Source organism: Leyella stercorea (genome assembly GCF_021531655.1).
The window spans coordinates 1-16,614 of sequence record NZ_JADYUF010000003.1 but is presented as its reverse complement, the minus strand read 5'-3'; the positions used below and the strand labels follow the sequence as shown (position 1 = coordinate 16,614).

11 protein-coding genes and 1 pseudogene are annotated in these 16,614 nt (G+C 48.7%); 3 read left to right on the top strand and 9 right to left on the bottom strand.

What is annotated here, in order from left to right:
* The first annotated feature begins 280 nt into the window (after positions 1-280).
* Positions 281-1,966, top strand: a complete 1,686-nt coding sequence (locus I6E49_RS01455) for a PNGase F N-terminal domain-containing protein (protein WP_235400059.1) — start codon at positions 281-283, stop codon at positions 1,964-1,966.
* A gap of 4 nt (positions 1,967-1,970) precedes the next feature.
* Here I6E49_RS01455 and I6E49_RS01450 read toward each other — a convergent pair whose 3' ends face one another.
* Together I6E49_RS01450 and mnmA are read right to left on the bottom strand one after the other, a co-directional pair.
* Positions 1,971-2,144, bottom strand: a complete 174-nt coding sequence (locus I6E49_RS01450; RefSeq protein ID WP_235400058.1) for a hypothetical protein — start codon at positions 2,142-2,144, stop codon at positions 1,971-1,973.
* A gap of 151 nt (positions 2,145-2,295) precedes the next feature.
* Complete coding sequence (gene mnmA, locus I6E49_RS01445; RefSeq protein WP_235400057.1) at positions 2,296-3,387, bottom strand: tRNA 2-thiouridine(34) synthase MnmA; 1,092 nt, start codon at positions 3,385-3,387, stop codon at positions 2,296-2,298.
* Between the two features lie 132 nt (positions 3,388-3,519).
* On the opposite strand from mnmA, the gene I6E49_RS01440 reads away from it, so the two are divergent.
* A complete protein-coding gene (locus I6E49_RS01440; RefSeq protein WP_235400056.1) occupies positions 3,520-5,175 on the top strand; it encodes a Gfo/Idh/MocA family protein in 1,656 nt (551 codons plus the stop codon).
* 129 nt (positions 5,176-5,304) lie between these two features.
* On the opposite strand, the gene I6E49_RS01435 is transcribed toward I6E49_RS01440, so the two are convergent.
* Both I6E49_RS01435 and I6E49_RS01430 read right to left on the bottom strand, forming a co-directional pair.
* Positions 5,305-6,561: a GTP-binding protein gene (locus tag I6E49_RS01435; RefSeq protein ID WP_235394224.1), complete on the bottom strand. Its 1,257-nt coding sequence runs from the start codon at positions 6,559-6,561 to the stop codon at positions 5,305-5,307.
* Between the two features lie 918 nt (positions 6,562-7,479).
* A complete protein-coding gene (locus I6E49_RS01430; protein ID WP_235400055.1) occupies positions 7,480-9,954 on the bottom strand; it encodes a bifunctional UDP-N-acetylmuramoyl-tripeptide:D-alanyl-D-alanine ligase/alanine racemase in 2,475 nt (824 codons plus the stop codon).
* A gap of 180 nt (positions 9,955-10,134) precedes the next feature.
* Here I6E49_RS01430 and I6E49_RS14385 point away from each other — a divergent pair.
* Positions 10,135-10,236, top strand: a pseudogene (locus tag I6E49_RS14385) (HepT-like ribonuclease domain-containing protein); the annotation flags it as partial.
* Between the two features lie 567 nt (positions 10,237-10,803).
* Here the strand turns inward: I6E49_RS14385 and rmuC are convergent.
* The 5 genes from rmuC to thiC all read right to left on the bottom strand — a co-directional run bounded on the left by rmuC (position 10,804) and on the right by thiC (position 16,327).
* Positions 10,804-12,243 (bottom strand): DNA recombination protein RmuC, encoded by a 1,440-nt coding sequence (rmuC, locus tag I6E49_RS01425; RefSeq protein WP_235400054.1) that lies wholly within the window; start codon positions 12,241-12,243, stop codon positions 10,804-10,806.
* Between the two features lie 32 nt (positions 12,244-12,275).
* Positions 12,276-13,169 (bottom strand): DMT family transporter, encoded by an 894-nt coding sequence (locus tag I6E49_RS01420; RefSeq protein ID WP_235400053.1) that lies wholly within the window; start codon positions 13,167-13,169, stop codon positions 12,276-12,278.
* Positions 13,170-13,242: 73 nt separating this feature from the next.
* Complete coding sequence (locus I6E49_RS01415; protein WP_235400052.1) at positions 13,243-13,785, bottom strand: thiamine phosphate synthase; 543 nt, start codon at positions 13,783-13,785, stop codon at positions 13,243-13,245.
* Between the two features lie 162 nt (positions 13,786-13,947).
* A complete protein-coding gene (locus I6E49_RS01410) occupies positions 13,948-14,721 on the bottom strand; it encodes a sulfide-dependent adenosine diphosphate thiazole synthase (protein WP_235400051.1) in 774 nt (257 codons plus the stop codon).
* A gap of 28 nt (positions 14,722-14,749) precedes the next feature.
* A complete protein-coding gene (gene thiC, locus I6E49_RS01405; protein ID WP_235400050.1) occupies positions 14,750-16,327 on the bottom strand; it encodes a phosphomethylpyrimidine synthase ThiC in 1,578 nt (525 codons plus the stop codon).
* Positions 16,328-16,614 lie beyond the last annotated feature (287 nt).

Here is a 16,614-nt window from a genome sequence, read left to right as displayed (position 1 = left end):
TGCAAAACTATTGCCGTGGAGTTTGCGCCTGATTTCAGCGTTATTTCAAATGTAGTCCTTTTGGGTTGCAAAACGAGTCCTTTTGCACTCCAAAAGGACTCGTTTTGCTGTGTAAAAGGACTCCATTTGCAATGCAAAAGGACTCCTTTTGAAAAGCCGACGTTTTTGAGTGCCGTTTCAGAGGTTATGTTTTAGGCTTCTTGCCGTTGAATTCCAAAATTTTATACTAACTTTGTGCTCGCAAAACCTGACTAACCATTAAATACAAATTATCAAGAATATGAAAAGAACTTTATTTACTCTTGTTGTCGGACTGTGCTTTCTCGCCACAGCCCAGGCACAAAACTATGCCAAGAAACTGAAGAAAGCTACTGGCATAACCGTAACCTATCGCTCTGTGTACAAGGGCAAGCCACGCCCCGGAGGTGTAATGATGTCGGTCTGCGGCGACCATGTCAAGCTTCAGAATTTGTCGCCCGAGGGCAAGGTTGTCGAGCCGAAAGCCAACACATTGCGCCAGGATACCTACATCGACTATAGCCGTCGATTGAGCTATCGTCGTGCCGTCATGCCCAACAACGAGGTGGTCTACACCAACGCCCCGTTTGAGTATGGCGAGGGATTCACCGATGTCAAGACCGAGAAGTATCTCGGACTCAACTGCAAGGTGGTGCGCACTGTGGTCAACTCCAATACCATCGACGTATGGTACACCAACGACATAGCCCTTCGCGGAACTCCGCAGACGTGGCGCGGCGTGCCCGACGGACTCGTGCTGCGCGTAGTGCGCAACGGCGATTCTGTGCAGGAGGCTGTCGACATAAAGGCACTTAAGGACAAGTCGCCGCTCCTGCCAACCGAATGGGGACACTATCTCGACAACAGCAACTACTCGTATGCCATCAATCAGAGTGGCGTCATCAGCGTTCCGGTGTTCGATCAGCAGACCATCTGTTTCAATGGCGCCAAGCTGCCCGAGACACTCGAGGAGGGCAAGGTTTATGCAGCAGCTGGTGGAACAATAGTACTGAAGAAGGTGAAGTTGCCCGACAACATCAAGGATCGTTCGGTATTCATTGAGGCTGTACAGTATTCTGACGGCGATGCCTACGACCGTACCGGCTCAATCTTCATGATTCCTACCGGCAAGGAGCAGTCGTTCCTCGACGCTCTGCGCAATCTCAACAGCGTGCCGTCGTTCAAGAGCGGTCAGACCGACTATCATGGTCTGGTGTCAACAACTGGTTATGACGTTCCGCTTGAGCTGATGCGATTCTTCACGGGCTTCGGCGTGCGCAAGTACAATCATAATAAGGTGCCCGGACAGACATGGGCAGACTCAGTACTGTACAAGGCTGAGGTGACGAGCGTGGCTGAGCAGCTCAAGGGCGAAGTGTGGATTGGTGCCTACATAGGCAACTGGGATGCCAAGGGCCATCGTCTGAGTCTTAAGCTTAAGTACTATCCTGAGGGCGAACGCGACATGCCCAAGACTCTGCCTCTGTTCAATACGGTCAACTATATGGAACAGGCTGGTCAGCCTTATCCTATATTCATGCTCGACGACTCGCTCAATGTCAGCTTCGAACTGAAGGAGGATGTCAAGGACGCACGTCTGTTCTATCTCACCACCGGACACGGCGGATGGGGCGGCGGCGACGAGTTCAACCAGAAGGTGAACACCATCTACGTCGACGGACAGAAAGTAATAAGCTTCATTCCTTGGCGCGACGACTGTGGCACATACCGCAACTGGAACCCATGTTCGGGCAATTTCTCAAACGGACAAAGCTCGTCCGACCTGAGCCGCTCCAACTGGTGCCCAGGCACAATGACCAATCCAGAATATATATATGTGGGTAATCTGAAGGCGGGCAAGCACACCTTGTGCGTAAAGATTCCGCAGGGAGCACCCGAAGGCGGTAGCAATAGCTACTGGTGTATATCGGGTACGCTGATTTATTAAATTTTCAGACTTGTGCGACGTTTGTAGTCCCAATGTTAGTAATGTCAATTATACGGGCTGAAAGCCCAATAAGCACATAGCCCAGGGCGGCGCCCTGGGTGTACGGATTGATAAAAGCAAAACGCCCTGTAAGGGCAAAAGCATTGATAACTAACGCTTTTGCCCTTACAGGGCGCATTGTTATTTGCGATACTTTTACCCAGGGCGCTGCCCTGGGCTATGTGCTTCTACCCCTTCGGGGCGTACTGCTAGTGAGTCTTGCCCACATTCTTATATTGTGTTATTGGGTTTTCTGCCTGCTTTTATTGTCTTCTCAAACCTTCACCTGTCTATACCGTAATCTCTCCCGAGCCGTAGCAGCGGTGGTGATGTTCGTCATACACCACGCAGAACTGTCCCGGTGCCACTCCATGAATGGCATCGTCAGAGTGAATCATCAGTCGGCCGTCGTCCAATCGTTCGATGGTGGCAGGATGATAATCGGGCGTATGGCGTATCTTGAACGTCACACTGTGCATCGGAACTTCGCATGTCAGGAAGTGGAAGTCGTGTACGGGGAAATCTTTTTTGTATGCAGTCTGCGGGTCGTAGCCGTGACTCACGTAGAGAATGTTGCGCTCTACGTCCTTTTTGATTACAAACCACGGTCCGCCACCGAATCCCAAGCCCTTGCGTTGGCCTATAGTGTGAAACCACAATCCGCGATGTCCGCCTATGCATTTGCCCGTTTCCATCTCGATAACGTCGCCTGGACACTCGCCCAAGTATCGGCGTATGTATTCATTATAGTTTATCTGACCGAGGAAGCAGATGCCCTGCGAGTCCTTGCGCTTGGCATTAATAAGATGTTCGCGCTCGGCTACGGCACGCACCTCGTTCTTTTCGTAATGGCCTATGGGGAATATCGCCTTCTGAAGCTGCCATGACTCTATCTGTGCAAGGAAATCAGTCTGGTCCTTGACGGGGTCGGGACTCGTTACGAGCCACTTCCTTCCCTCGCTGTCCACTTCGGTCTGGGCGTAATGACCGGTAGCAATGAGGTCGTATTCGTGTCCGCGCTTCTCATGGAAAGCTCCGAACTTGATGAGCCGGTTGCACATCACGTCAGGGTTGGGTGTCAATCCGGCGCGCACCTTATCCATCGTGTAGCGCGTCACTTGGTCCCAATACTCGCGATGACAGTCGACCACTTCCAGCCGGCATCCGTAACGGCGTGCTACGGCAGTAGCCATTTCGAGGTCTTCCTCCGACGTGCAGTCCCATTCCTCCTTCTCTTCCGGACCTATTTTTATATAGAAACAGTCGGGGTGTAAGCCTCTGCGCGCCAGCTCGTAAACCACTACCGAGCTGTCGACACCGCCCGAAAGCAGCACCGCAATGCGCTTTTGGCTTAAGTCTGTATTTAGATAAGTTTCGTTCATACGTGCAAATGTACGGCAAAATATTGAAAAAGGACTCCTTTTATTTCGTTTTTTGTAAAGTTTGGTGTACCTTTGCATTGCTTTTTATAACTTGCAACTTACTAAAACTATATTACTAATAACATCAATTTTATGAGAAAGTTTAAATTTATTGGTTTGGCTTTTGCTGCATTCCTCTCGTTTGGAAGCCTGACAGCAAATGCACAGTCGCTCTCGCCCAATACCAAGTGGCATTGGAACAAGGGTAAAATCGTTATTGAAACTCCCGAACGTCCTGCCGGACAGAAAGACGTGCTGGGTCTGGCTTTGCCTAAGATGAAGACCGTACGCATCGGTCTCGTAGGTCTTGGCATGCGTGGTCCTGGTGCTGTTGAGAACTTCAGCCTTATCCCTGGTGTTGAAGTAGTTGCTCTTTGCGACTTCGTTAAGGAGCGTGCAGAGAAGCAGAACGAGCGTCTGCGCAAGAACGGATTGGCTCCGGCTGCCGTTTACTATGGCGAGAAGGGATATGAGGAGCTGTGCAAGCGCCCCGACATCGACCTCGTTTATATCGCTACCGACTGGGAGCATCATGCTATCGTGGCTAAGTGTGCACTCGAGAACGGCAAGAACGTGGCAGATGAGGTGCCTTCGGCAATGAACCTCAAGGAGTGCTGGGAACTGGTTGACCTGGCTGAGCAGAAACAGCTCAACTGTATGATTCTTGAAAACTGCTGCTACGACTGGTTCGAGATGCGTACTCTGAATATGGCTCAGGCTGGCGTATTTGGCGAGATTCTGCGCGCTCAGGGTGCTTACATCCACAATCTCGATGATTTCTGGGATTATTATTGGAAGAATCCAAACGGATCTGATCCCGAACAGCTCGGCTGGCGTCTGAAGTACAACCGCGAGAACCGTGGCGATATCTACGCTACTCACGGCCTTGGCCCGGTTGCTCAGGCTCTCGACATTCACCGTGGCGACCGCATGACTACTCTCGTGGCTATGGATACTAAGAGCGTTCATGGCAAGGAGCTCGTAGAGAAGAAGACCGGCAAGCCCTGCAACGACTTCCGCAACGGCGACCACACTACTACTCTTATCCGCACCGCTAACCATAAGGTTATCGAGTTGCAGCACGACGTGATGAATCCGCAGCCGTACAGCCGTCTGTATCAGCTCACTGGTACCCGCGGTTTCGCTAATAAGTATCCTGTTGAGGGATATGCTGTCGACGCTAAGCAGCTTGCCGCTACCGGCAACGCTCCTAAGGTTGACGACCTCACATCACACGGCTTCATGCCCGATGCACAGCGCAAGGCTCTTGAGGAGAAGTACGAAAGCCCAATCTTGAAGAAGTTCGGCAAGCTCGCCAAGGAAGTTGGCGGTCACGGCGGTATGGACTTCATCATGTGCGCTCGCCTCATCTACTGTCTGCAGAATGGTTTGCCGCTCGATATGGACGTATATGACTTGGCTGAGTGGTGTGCCATCGCTGAGCTCGGTGCTATCTCTATGGACAACGACTGCGCTCCCGTTACATTCCCTGACTTCACACGTGGTTTGTGGAACAAGCAGAAGGGCTACAAGCACGCTTATGCTACTCCTGAGCAGGAAGCACAGACAGAGGCTGAGGCTGCTGCCTTCACAAAGGCTCTGAAGAGCGCTACTGCCAAGTTCAAGCTCTGGAATCTCTACGACAACGTAAAGAAGGCTCAGACTCCTGCTGCCCAGAAGAAGGCTCAGGCTGCGCTCGACAAGGCTATGGCTAAGGCTAAGGCACAGGTGGCTAAGGCAACAAAGTAATGTGCAACGACAACTTTAATAGAGCTAATCGATAACTTTAATGTTGTCAATCGGCAATTTTATATACACAAAAGGGGTTCGGCAAATTTCTGCCGAACCCCTTTTGTGTATATATATAATAAGGTGTAATTAGTCGGTGAGGCACATGTCGAGCGCATCGCAAATGGCTTTCTTGTCCATCTTCTGTCCTATGAACACCAGTTTCTGCATACGGTCGCCATACTTCTCGTCCCAGTCGCGTCGTAATCCCTCTTCGCGCTCAAGCAGCGGGAGCAGTTCGTCCTCAGGCATTGTGGCATACCATTGTCCTGCATTCTTCAGTCCCATCTGTCGACCAGCCTGCTCAAAGATGTAGCACATGTCAGGCTCGTTCTTAAACCAGCACAATCCCTTGCAGCGTATCACGTTCTTGGGCCACAGCTTGCAAACGAAGTTGTCGAAGAAGTTCATGTCCATCGGTCGGCGGGCATAATAAACGAATGTCCCGATGCCGTATTCCTCAACCTCACCGCCCTCATGGTCGTGGCCGTGATGACAATGACAGTGGTCGTGATGATGCTCATGCTCGTGGTCATGATGTCCGTGCTCGTGGTCATGATGATGATGTTCGTGGTCGTCATCGTCGTCATCATCGTCGTCGTCGATGTGTTCGTCGCCGTGATGGTGCTCTATCTCGTCAATCCATGCAGCCGATGTAGCCACTTCGTCGAAGTCGAAGCGATGGGTGTTGAGCAGCAAGTCGAGGTCTACATTGCCGTAATCGCACGGTATAATCTCCGCCTTGGGCTGCAATGCACGCACTATGTCTACAAGATGGGCGTACTCTTCGGGCGAAATCTCCGATGCCTTGTTGAGCAATATGGTGTTGCAGAACTCAATCTGCTGTATTACGAGGTTCTCAAGATCGTCTTCGTCGAGGTTCTGCTTCTGCAGATTGTCGCCGCCACCGAACTCATCCTTCATACGCAAAGCGTCCACTACGGTCACTATACTGTCAAGGCGTGGCACACCGTTTTTGATGTATTTCGGCCCTAATGTAGGTATTGAGCAGATGGTCTGGGCTATAGGTGCAGGTTCGCATATTCCGCTTGCCTCGATGACGATGTAGTCGAAACGCTGTTCGGCAACAATGTCGTTGAGCTGTTCTACCAAGTCCATCTTCAGCGTGCAGCAGATGCAGCCGTTCTGCAGAGCCACAAGGCTGTCATCGTTCTGATTGACAACGCCGCCTTGCTGTATCAGGTCGGCATCAATATTCACCTCGCCAATGTCGTTGACGATAACCGCAAACTTGATTCCTTTCTCGTTTGCGAGGATACGGTTTACCAATGTTGTCTTTCCGCTGCCCAGATAACCGGTGAGCAGCAATACAGGTACATCCTTCATTATTTGTCGTTTATTATTGGTTATTTATATTTGTGGGGGCTTACAGAGGGCAAAATTACTAAAAACTTTAATACAATGACCATCTGAATGCTCTAAATCTGCTGCCATGATACGTATATTATGTTGCTATAATACATCTTTATTGTCTGCCTGTCATGGTTTTTGGAGCCTGTTTTCTGCCAAATTTGGCAAAACAATTGCTATTTTATTGCAAATTTACGACAACCGTTGACGCACATCAATAAATATAAGACAAGCGCGCAATTAATTGCTAAAACGCTTGTGCGCGAACACAAAAGGCATTAACTTTGCACATGTAAAAACGAAAGGGCTACAAAAAGGCTTCACTTCAATAGGCATTATGCCTATAATAGGTAAAAGGATTAGGATAACAAAATTAAAGAAAGGATTAGTATTATGATGATTTTCGGATTTATCTTTGCAATTTGCTGCGCAGCCGTAGTTGAGGCAGTAGTTGTAAACAACAAGATGAACGCCATGAAGTAACTCTCTCGCAGAGTTGCACATGAAGAACGTCTAGACACACATTTAAGAAAAACACGGGAGAAGGATAACACAGTGATAAACAACAAAAAATAGAGAAAGGATAACAGAATTATGATGATTATAAGTTTGATAGTATTGGCATGCGTTGTTTCAGTTGCTCAGGCATTCGTTGTAAACGACAATATGTTCCTTACAAAGTAATTTGCTACTTCAATTAGTACAAACTTTCAATTCATATATATTTACGCGAAAGCGGTTGCATGAAGTCCCAGCAAGGGACTGCATGCAACCGCTTTTCATTTAACAACAAGTACAATGTCGTTCTGCTTACGTTTGTACTGCGTAATGTTCTTTCGGTTGTTGTATTGTTGTTGGATGTTTTTTATTTTTATGTTTTCGACGCTCAGTACTTTAGTCCTGATAGTACACTCTCTTGACTCGGTTGCTGATACCGGTCAGCACTTCGTATGGAATAGTGTCAATAGTATCTGACAATACTGTCACGGGCAATTCTTCACCGAAGATTATCACCTGGTCGCCTTCTTTGCAGTCGATGTCGGTCACGTCTATCATTGCCACATCCATGCAGATATTGCCTACATATTCAGCCTTCTTGCCGTTAACGAGGCAGTAGCAGTGGCGATTGCCTAAGTGGCGGTTCAGTCCGTCGGCATAACCAATAGGTATTGCTGCAATGCGTGAATCGCGTGTCAGTGTTCCACGACGGCTATAACCGATTGTTTCGTTTGCAGGAATGTCGTGTATCTGCAGTATTGTGGTCTTCAGCGTAGTCACGTTGTTGATCATCGAATTGTCGCGTGAGTCGTAGCCGTAGAGTCCAAGTCCGAGTCGGCACATGTCAAGCTGGCGTTTGGGGAAGTGCTCTATGCCTGCCGAATTGTCTATGTGGCGCAGTATCTTGTGCGGGAATGCGGCGCAGAGTTGCTTGCTGCCCTTCTCGAACAATTCAAACTGATGGGCTGAGAACTCGTCAAACGAGTCGCTGTCGCTGCCTACGAAGTGTGAGAATACAGAGCGTGGTATCAAAGCCGACTGATGTTGCAGACGGTCGATAAGCTCAGGCATATCTTTCAATGGGTCGAAACCGAGGCGGTGCATACCCGTATCGAGCTTGATGTGTACGGGGAAGTTGTTGATGCCGTTCTTCTGAGCCTCGCGCACAAGAGCGTCAAGCAGTCGGAACGAGTACACTTCTGGTTCAAGATCGTAGTCGAACATGGTCTTGAACGCCGACATTTCGGGGTTCATAATCATTATGTTCGATGTGATACCGTTCTTGCGCAGTGTCACGCCCTCATCTGCCACTGCCACAGCCAGATAATCTACGCGGTGGTCTTGCAGAGTCTTGGCTATCTCCACTGCACCGGCTCCGTAGGCATCTGCCTTTATCATGCACACGAGTTTGGTCTCGGGTTTCATGAACGAGCGGTAGAAGTTGAGGTTCTTGACAACGTTCGAGAGGTTCACTTCGAGAATAGTCTCGTGTACCTTCTGCACAAGCAGTTCGGTGATATTGTCAAATCCGAAGCGGCGTGCGCCCTTAATCAGAATCACCTCGTCGCGCAATGTCTCAAACACAGTGCTGTGGATGAACGATGTAACGTCATGGAAGAAGAACTTTTCGGGCACCTTTATAATGTCGGCATAATCCATAATCTGCGGACCGATACCTATAATCTTGTTCACACCACGCTGCACGCTGAGTTTCGACACCTCCTTGTAGAGTTGCTCAAGCGGTTCGCCCGTCTGGTATATGTCGCTCAGAATGAGTGTGCGCTTGCGTCCCTTATGGTCGGGGCGGCGGTTCATGAAGTCGAGAGCAATGTCGAGCGAGTTGATGTCAGAGTTGTACGAGTCGTTGATGAGCGTGCATCCGTGCTGTCCTTCTTTCACCTCCAGGCGCATAGCTATCGGTTCCAGATTCTTCATGCGCTCTGCCAGAAGCTCGCGCGAGAGTCCGAGGTGCAGTGCCACGACAGCAGTTGTTACAGAGTTGCGCACTGAAGCCTCATCGATGAACGGCAGATCGTATTCGCTTTCTTCACCATTATATATATAATGTATAGTAGATGTGAAGTCCTTCTTCTCCACTTTCTTTACGAAAAGAGCAGCCTTGGGGTCTTTCATTGACCATGCGAGGTTGTCGCCACGATAGTCGAAGCTCTTCACTACGTTGTCAACAAGAGTGTCGTCCTTGCAGTATACAATGGTCTTGGCATCGTGGAAGAGCAGAATTTTCTCACGACACTTCTCTTCAAGCGATTCGAAATTCTTCTGATGTGCATCACCGATGAATGTCAGTACGGCTATATCAGGCTGTATGATGTCGCGCAGTGCGAGCATCTCTCCCGGTTCGCTGATACCAGCCTCGAATATTCCCACCTGGCTCTGCTCGTTTAGGAGCCATACCGACAGAGGCACTCCAATCTGCGAGTTGTAGCTGCGTGGCGAGCGTGTCACGTTGATTTCGGGTGACAGGAGTTGGTAGAGCCATTCCTTAACAATGGTCTTGCCGTTCGAACCAGTGATGCCTACGATTGGAATGTTGTATTCGTCGCGGTGGCGTTCGGCAAGTCGTTGCAATGCTACAAGCGAGTTCTCCACACGCAGGAAGTTGGCGTCGGCATAGGTAGTGGCATAGTCCAATGGCACATGTTCCACCACGAAGTTGCGCACTCCGCGTCTGTAGAGGTCGGAAATATAATTATGACCGTCACCACGTCCCGACTTCAGGGCGAAGAACAATGTCTCCTCGGCGAAGCACAACGAGCGGCTGTCTGTTAGCAGAAACCCTATGTTGGCGTCGGCATTGCCGAAGCGATGGGCTCCTATGAGCGTTGTTACTTTTTCAATAGTATAAGTCATTTTCCGATAAATTGATATTATGTTGCAAACTTACAGATTTTCTCGCACATATAGGCAGATTATAGTAGTTTTTTTAGCAAAGAGTTGAACTATTCAACTACTGTATAGATATTGCAATAAAATAATTGATGTGTTTTCTTTGTCAATTCGCAAAATCATTAACATTTTCCTTGGAAGGATGTTATTGGTATTCGTAATCATATAGCTCATGGATATTTTGATATTGATGGCGATATGGTGTTTGATGTTGTAAAGAATGATTTGAATTCATCTGTCTCCTAATACGAATACGTATTCATCTGCCAATGATAACGTATTCATCTGCCAACGATAACGTATTCATCTGCCAACGATAACGTATTCATTATTCCGCTTTCAAAATGTTAATGATGACCTGTAAGATACATTTAATTATTGCTGTCTGGTAAAACTGATAATATGGCTCAGCCAGCATGGTATATAGCAAGTTCCATTTGGAAAATATTGCAATAAAATACTGAACAATAAAGCAATATAATGGTGCTAATTGTTTACCGGACAATAATAATAGAATATATTTCTGGAGAAAAACAGAAATAAAGTTTTTCCCAAATAATATAATACTGAATTTTAGCAAGTTCATAGATTTCAGAAGTTAAAGAAGTTTTTCACAAAGCTGAAGGAAGCTGCGCTCCCTTCAGTCGCTAGAAATTCTTGCTAAGGCAAGCGGCAAAGCCGAGCTATAGCCATTACTCTTTTTGCTGAATATTCAGCTGTAAGGCATACGGCTTTAAATTCTATAACTTCTATAACTCCTATAACTTCTTTAACTTCTATAACTTCTGAACTTGCTAAACTTGAATATAATATTTATAAAACAGCTGATGCATCTGCTTCGATAAACATTGAATCATCCATTTCGGCAAGCGACTTCTTCTTCTTGTTTTCTTTTGCACCAGCCTTGAGCAGGTTGCGGGCGGCAGTGATGATGCTTGCGCCACTGTCGGCGGTTGTTATTTTCAGTTTAGCGATTTTCTTTATGGTGTCGTTCATGCTTGTCTCAACATCGCCAAATCGCATACCGAAGTCCTGCACACGATCGATAACGGTGTTGGCGGCATCAATCATGGCTTGCTGGTTTTTGAGCTGTCGCACTTGGGTCCACATCATTTCCAACACGCGCAGGTTCATGTACATAGTCTGCGGACCAAGTATCATCACTCCTTCGTCGTAAGCCTCGCGCCACAGTGTACTGTCGTTGAGCAATGCGAGATTGAGCGCACCCTCAATAGGCACGTACATTATGGCGAAGTTGAGTTTGTTGTATCCGCTTGGCAGATACTTGGTGTATTCCTTCTTTGCCAGTCGCTTCACCTGCGCTCTTACGCTTGCGATGTGCGACTTCAGATATTCGCTCTTCTCTGGCGTTCCGTCATCGGCGTTCATGTATCGCTCGTAGTCGGTCAGCGACATTTTGGAGTCAACCACGACGTGGCGATTGTTGGGGAAGTGTAGTATGAAGTCGGGTATCAGTCCCTTTCCGTCGTCGCCCTTAGCCGTCTTTCCTGCCTTGTCTTTAAGGGTCTCTTGTGTGTCAAACTGTTCGCCCTCCTTCAGTTCGAGGTCTTCGAGCAGCTGCTTCAGTTTCAACTCGCCGAAGTTGCCCTGCACCTTCACCTCGCCGGTTAGTGCACGGGTCAGTCGGTCGGCGGTCTCGCCTAATGCCACACTCTTCTGCATATTAATCTTAATGGTTTCGTCAAGACGGGTTAGAGCTTCGCTCTGCTGTTCCTTCGATTTGTCGAAAGCCTCCTGCATATCCTTCAGACTTTGTTGCAGAGGGTCAATAATCTTCGATACCTGCTCCTTGTTTCGCTCACCCAGTTCTTCCTGACGGCGCTTCAGAATTTCCTCCGACGTGGTCTGCATCTGCTCGCGAATGAGCTGGAGCTGATTGTCAACCTGCTCCTTGTTCATCTGTTTCAACGTCTCAATCTGCTTGTCGGCATTGTCCTTTGTTTGTGCAAGTTGCTTGTCGTGATAGTCCTTCAGCTCTGCAAGCTGCTTGTCGTACGCCTCCTTGAAGTCTGCCAGTTGTCGGTCGAACGATTCTTTCAGTTCGGCTTCTTTCTGTCTGTTGCGCTCAGTTTCGGTTTCGAGCGATGCTTTATAGTTGTCGGCATAAGCTTTCTGTACGTCGCGTTCGGATGTCAGCGTCTTGATTTGTTCGGTCTGGCTCTTGCTTCCCAACAGATATCCTACCGCTGCCATGACTACAGCAGCTATGCCTAAAATAATGTATACTATCATATATTATTGTAATGTGATTAGTCGTTTTGAGGTTATTTCTTCGTATTCTCTTTTCGTCTTGAAGCCATAAGATTCTGCAATACCACGCTCAGTATCACCATTGTGATGCCTACATAGAATGAAACGTTCAGCTCACGACCCTCACCGAATGCAGCGAAAGCTATGAGAATGGTGTAGCATGGCTCAAGGTTGTAGGTGAGGTTGACGGTGAATGCCGAGAGTTTCTTTAGCACAATGATTTGCAGGAGATACAGACCTGCCGTGCAGAACAATGCAAGACACAGAAGCCACCATAAGTTATCGCCTTCGGGTATTACCATAACGGGTTGTGACGAAGGATAAATCATCAGATAGAACGGTATGATGATGCTCACACCTATCAGTCCGCCCACCATCAGATACAATAGTGCGGTGCGCGACTTGATGTTCTGGCAAGCCGTCTTGTTGGTTATGGCATATAGCGAGCACACGGCTGCCGATAGTACGCCGATGATGATACCTGTTCGGTAGCGGGTGTCGAACGAGAATATGCAAGCCAGTCCTACAATGGTGATAAGTGCCAATAGCATATCAACAATCGAAAATCGCTTGCGTAGTATCATCGGCTCGAATATGGATGTGAAGAAGCAGATGCTGGCAAAACTCACAACACCGATTGATACATTACTCGCTTTGATGGACGCATAGAATAATATCCAATGCAAACCGAGCAATGTGCCGCAACCGGCTATTTTCAGAAATTTCTTGAATTCAACACGTGGCAGACCCGTAAATACGAGCAGAATCATCGTTGTGAATACGAGTCTATACCATGTAAGAGTTGTCTCATTGAGTGTAACGAGCTTGCCGAATAATCCTGTAAAACCTGCAAGCATTACACTCAAGTGTAGTTGTATGAATGCTTTCTTCAATCCTGTTTGTTCCATGTTTTTTAGTCGATAAATAACATGGCAAAAGTACAAATAAAAAACGAGATGCTCAACCCTTTCTTTGTAATTATTATGGCAGGTCCTTCCACATATCGCCCAACATGGCTGCGCCTCCGAATCCGTATTCCTCCAATTGTGGAATACGCTGGCGTGTGACGCCTCCCAATGCCACTACTTTGTGGTCGATAATGCCTTGTGCCGATGCTTGGCGCAGGACCTCGTCGCAGAATGCCGAATGGTAGCCTTGCTTGGATATGCTGTCGTATATAGGACTAAGGAATACGTAGTCCATCTTAGGCTTGCGCTCTATTACTTCCTCTAATGAGTGGCATGAGCACGACAGACTGCCATGATGGTCGGCTGGAACGGTATCGTTGCGGCGGTTGAGGTGGATGCCGTGCAACTGAAATTCCTTGCACAATTCAAAATGATCGTGTACGACGATACGTTGCAGCCATCGCTTGTTTACTGCCTCAAGCAATTGTCGGCATTCTTCAGCTTGCGAGTCGGGCTTGCGAAGATGCAGCAAGTCGATGCCGTTCTCAAACAGGCGGTTGATGGCTGAGGCTTCGTCTGTGAAAAAATGGGATAGGGTGATGGCGATGGTTTTCATTAGTTGAGAATTATGATAAGTTGAGAGTTATGATAAGTTTATAGTTGAGAGTTGAAAGTTTAGAGTTATGATTACATATATCAACATTATTTATAATGCATAAATAGAAAAGCATATCATAACTCTCAACTTTCACCTCTCAATTCTCAACTATATAAAGAACTACTTATTAAGTTTCTCGATAATCAGTTCGGCAACCTTCTTGCCTGACATGAGCATACCGCCGAAGATAGGTCCCATACGTGGAGTGCCGGCTACGGCTGAAGATGCCATACCGCAAACGTACAGACCCGGATAAATCTCGCGTGTGCCCTCTACTACCTGACGCTCGCCTTCCTCTACATCGAGTGAACGCTCGCCGATAACGCCGCCTGTTGTTGTCTCAAGACGGATGCCGTTCTTGCGTGCTACAACCTTGCACATCTCTGAGTCGTGACCTGTACCGTCGATAACGCACTTGGCCATGATGTTAAGCGGATCGACGTGCAGACCCTCGCGCAATACCGGAGTCCAGTTTACTACAACACCGCTCACCTTGTTTTCCTTGAACACAACGTCCTCTACAGAGTAGCAGTTGAAGATGGTTGCACCGGCGTGTACTGCGTGATACAGCAGCGATGATGTGCTCTCTACAGAGTCGATGGTGTAGAGTCCGTCTTCAAACGGATGGTAGTTGATTTCGAAGTCGTTAACGATGTCCATTGCCTCTTCCTGAATAACAATCTGGTTGAACATCATTGCACCACCCCACATACCGCCACCAGGCGACAGCTTGCGGTCGAACTGTGCTACTTTCAGTCCTGCCTTGGCAAGATAGTAGGCTGCTACGATACCTGACGGACCGCCGCCAACGATAGCGACGTCGAGGTCGAGGTTGTTCTGGAGTTTGTCAAAATAGGTAGTGATAATACCTTTTGATACTTGTGTTTCAATCATTGCTTTATATTGTTAATTGTTGATTTTATTACTTGGTTTCGTCGCAAAGTGTGTGGCTGATACGTGCTGCGCAGAAGTTAGGTCCGCACATGGTGCAGTAGTTGGCGTCCACCTTGTTGGTTGTGCGATAGTACTCCTCGGCGCGCTCTGGGTCGAGCGAGAGGTTGAACTGGTCCTTCCAGCGGAAGTCGTAGCGTGCCTTCGACAGAGCGTTGTCGCGTATTGTGGCACCCGGATGACCCTTGGCAAGGTCGGCTGCATGGGCAGCAATCTTGTATGTCACTACGCCAGTGCGCACATCGTCCTTATTGGGCAGTGCCAGGTGTTCCTTCGGAGTTACGTAGCAGAGCATGGCTGTGCCGTACCATCCTATCATAGCGGCACCGATGGCAGATGTGATGTGGTCGTAGGCAGGAGCAATGTCGGTTACGAGCGGGCCAAGTGTGTAGAAGGGTGCACCGTGGCACTTCTCTATCTGGCGCTCCATATTCTCCTTTATCTTGTGCATTGGCACGTGTCCCGGACCCTCGATGAATGCCTGCACGCCCTTAGCCCAAGCACGTTCTACAAGCTCGCCCATTGTGTCGAGTTCGGCAAACTGTGCTGCGTCGTTGGCGTCGTAGGTAGAACCGGGGCGCAATCCGTCGCCCAACGAAATGGCAACGTCATACTTGGCGCAGATGTCGCAGATGTCGTCGAAGTGAGCATAGAGGAAACTCTCCTCCTGATGCACCTTGCACCACTTAGAGATGATGCTGCCGCCACGGCTCACGATGCCCGTCAGACGTGTGTCGGCGAGGTTGATATTCTTCAGACGGATGCCGCAGTGGATGGTGAAGTAGTCTACGCCCTGCTCGCATTGCTCGATGAGTGTGTCGCGGAATACCTCCCATGTCAGGTCCTCGGCCTTGCCGTTCACCTTCTCAAAAGCCTGATACATAGGCACGGTGCCTACTGGTACGGGGCAGTTGCGCAGAATCCACTCGCGTGTCTCGTGTATGTTGTCGCCCGTAGAGAGGTCCATCAGAGTGTCGCCACCCCACTTGCAGCTCCACACGGCCTTCTCCACCTCCTCGTCAATGCCCGAAGTGATGGCTGAGTTGCCTATGTTTGTATTGATTTTCACGAGGAAGTTGGTGCCGATAATCATCGGTTCTGACTCCGGATGCTTCTTGTTTGCGGGTATGACGGCGCGTCCTGCTGCCACTTCGTCGCGTACAAACTCCGGTGTGATACGGGTCTCGATGCCAAGTTCGCGGCAGTTCATGTTCTCACGAATCGCTACGTACTCCATCTCCTGCGTTATCACGCCCTGGCGTGCAAGCGACATCTGTGTATCGCCCTCCTTGCGTGAGTCGATCCAAGCCTGACGCAAGTGAGGCAGTCCGCGCTTCAGGTCGATCTCGATGTTAGGGTCGCTGTACGGACCACTTGTGTCGTAAATGTAGACGGGAGCGTTGGGTGTCTCAATGCGCTCGCCGCCTACAATCTTCACTGTAGGTTTCAGATGAACCATGCGCATGCCTACACGCAGGTCCTTGTAGATTTCTCCCTTCATGTACACCTTCTCTGAAGAAGGATAGGAGAATTTGATGTTGTTGTTCATAATGATGTAGTAAGAAGCCCCACCCCCAGCCCCTCCCCCGTAGGGAGGGGAGAGATGTGCTCTATTTGCTTGTTTTTATTTAATTTTATATTCTCGTTTTATTTTATATTGAATCCTCATGATTAGCCTTTCATACCACTCCCCTCCCTACTGGGGAGGGGCTGGGGGTAGGGCTTTAGTTTTCTTGATTAGCCTTTCATACCCCTCCCCTCCTTACTGGGGAGGGGCCGGGGTAGGGCTTTAGGTTTTTTGATTAGCCTTTCATACCACTCCCCTCCCTACTGGGG

Bases quoted from the DNA above. Each gene is read 5' to 3' on its own strand.
- I6E49_RS01415 (WP_235400052.1), bottom strand. From the start codon at position 13,785: ATGAAAACCATCGCCATCACCCTATCCCATTTTTTCACAGACGAAGCC.
- I6E49_RS01440 (WP_235400056.1), top strand. From the start codon at position 3,520: ATGAGAAAGTTTAAATTTATTGGTTTGGCTTTTGCTGCATTCCTCTCG.
- I6E49_RS01450 (WP_235400058.1), bottom strand. From the start codon at position 2,144: ATGCGCCCTGTAAGGGCAAAAGCGTTAGTTATCAATGCTTTTGCCCTT.
- I6E49_RS01420 (WP_235400053.1), bottom strand. From the start codon at position 13,169: ATGGAACAAACAGGATTGAAGAAAGCATTCATACAACTACACTTGAGT.
- mnmA (WP_235400057.1), bottom strand. From the start codon at position 3,387: ATGAACGAAACTTATCTAAATACAGACTTAAGCCAAAAGCGCATTGCG.
- I6E49_RS01410 (WP_235400051.1), bottom strand. From the start codon at position 14,721: ATGATTGAAACACAAGTATCAAAAGGTATTATCACTACCTATTTTGAC.
- I6E49_RS01430 (WP_235400055.1), bottom strand. From the start codon at position 9,954: ATGACTTATACTATTGAAAAAGTAACAACGCTCATAGGAGCCCATCGC.
- rmuC (WP_235400054.1), bottom strand. From the start codon at position 12,243: ATGATAGTATACATTATTTTAGGCATAGCTGCTGTAGTCATGGCAGCG.
- I6E49_RS01435 (WP_235394224.1), bottom strand. From the start codon at position 6,561: ATGAAGGATGTACCTGTATTGCTGCTCACCGGTTATCTGGGCAGCGGA.
- thiC (WP_235400050.1), bottom strand. From the start codon at position 16,327: ATGAACAACAACATCAAATTCTCCTATCCTTCTTCAGAGAAGGTGTAC.
- I6E49_RS01455 (WP_235400059.1), top strand. From the start codon at position 281: ATGAAAAGAACTTTATTTACTCTTGTTGTCGGACTGTGCTTTCTCGCC.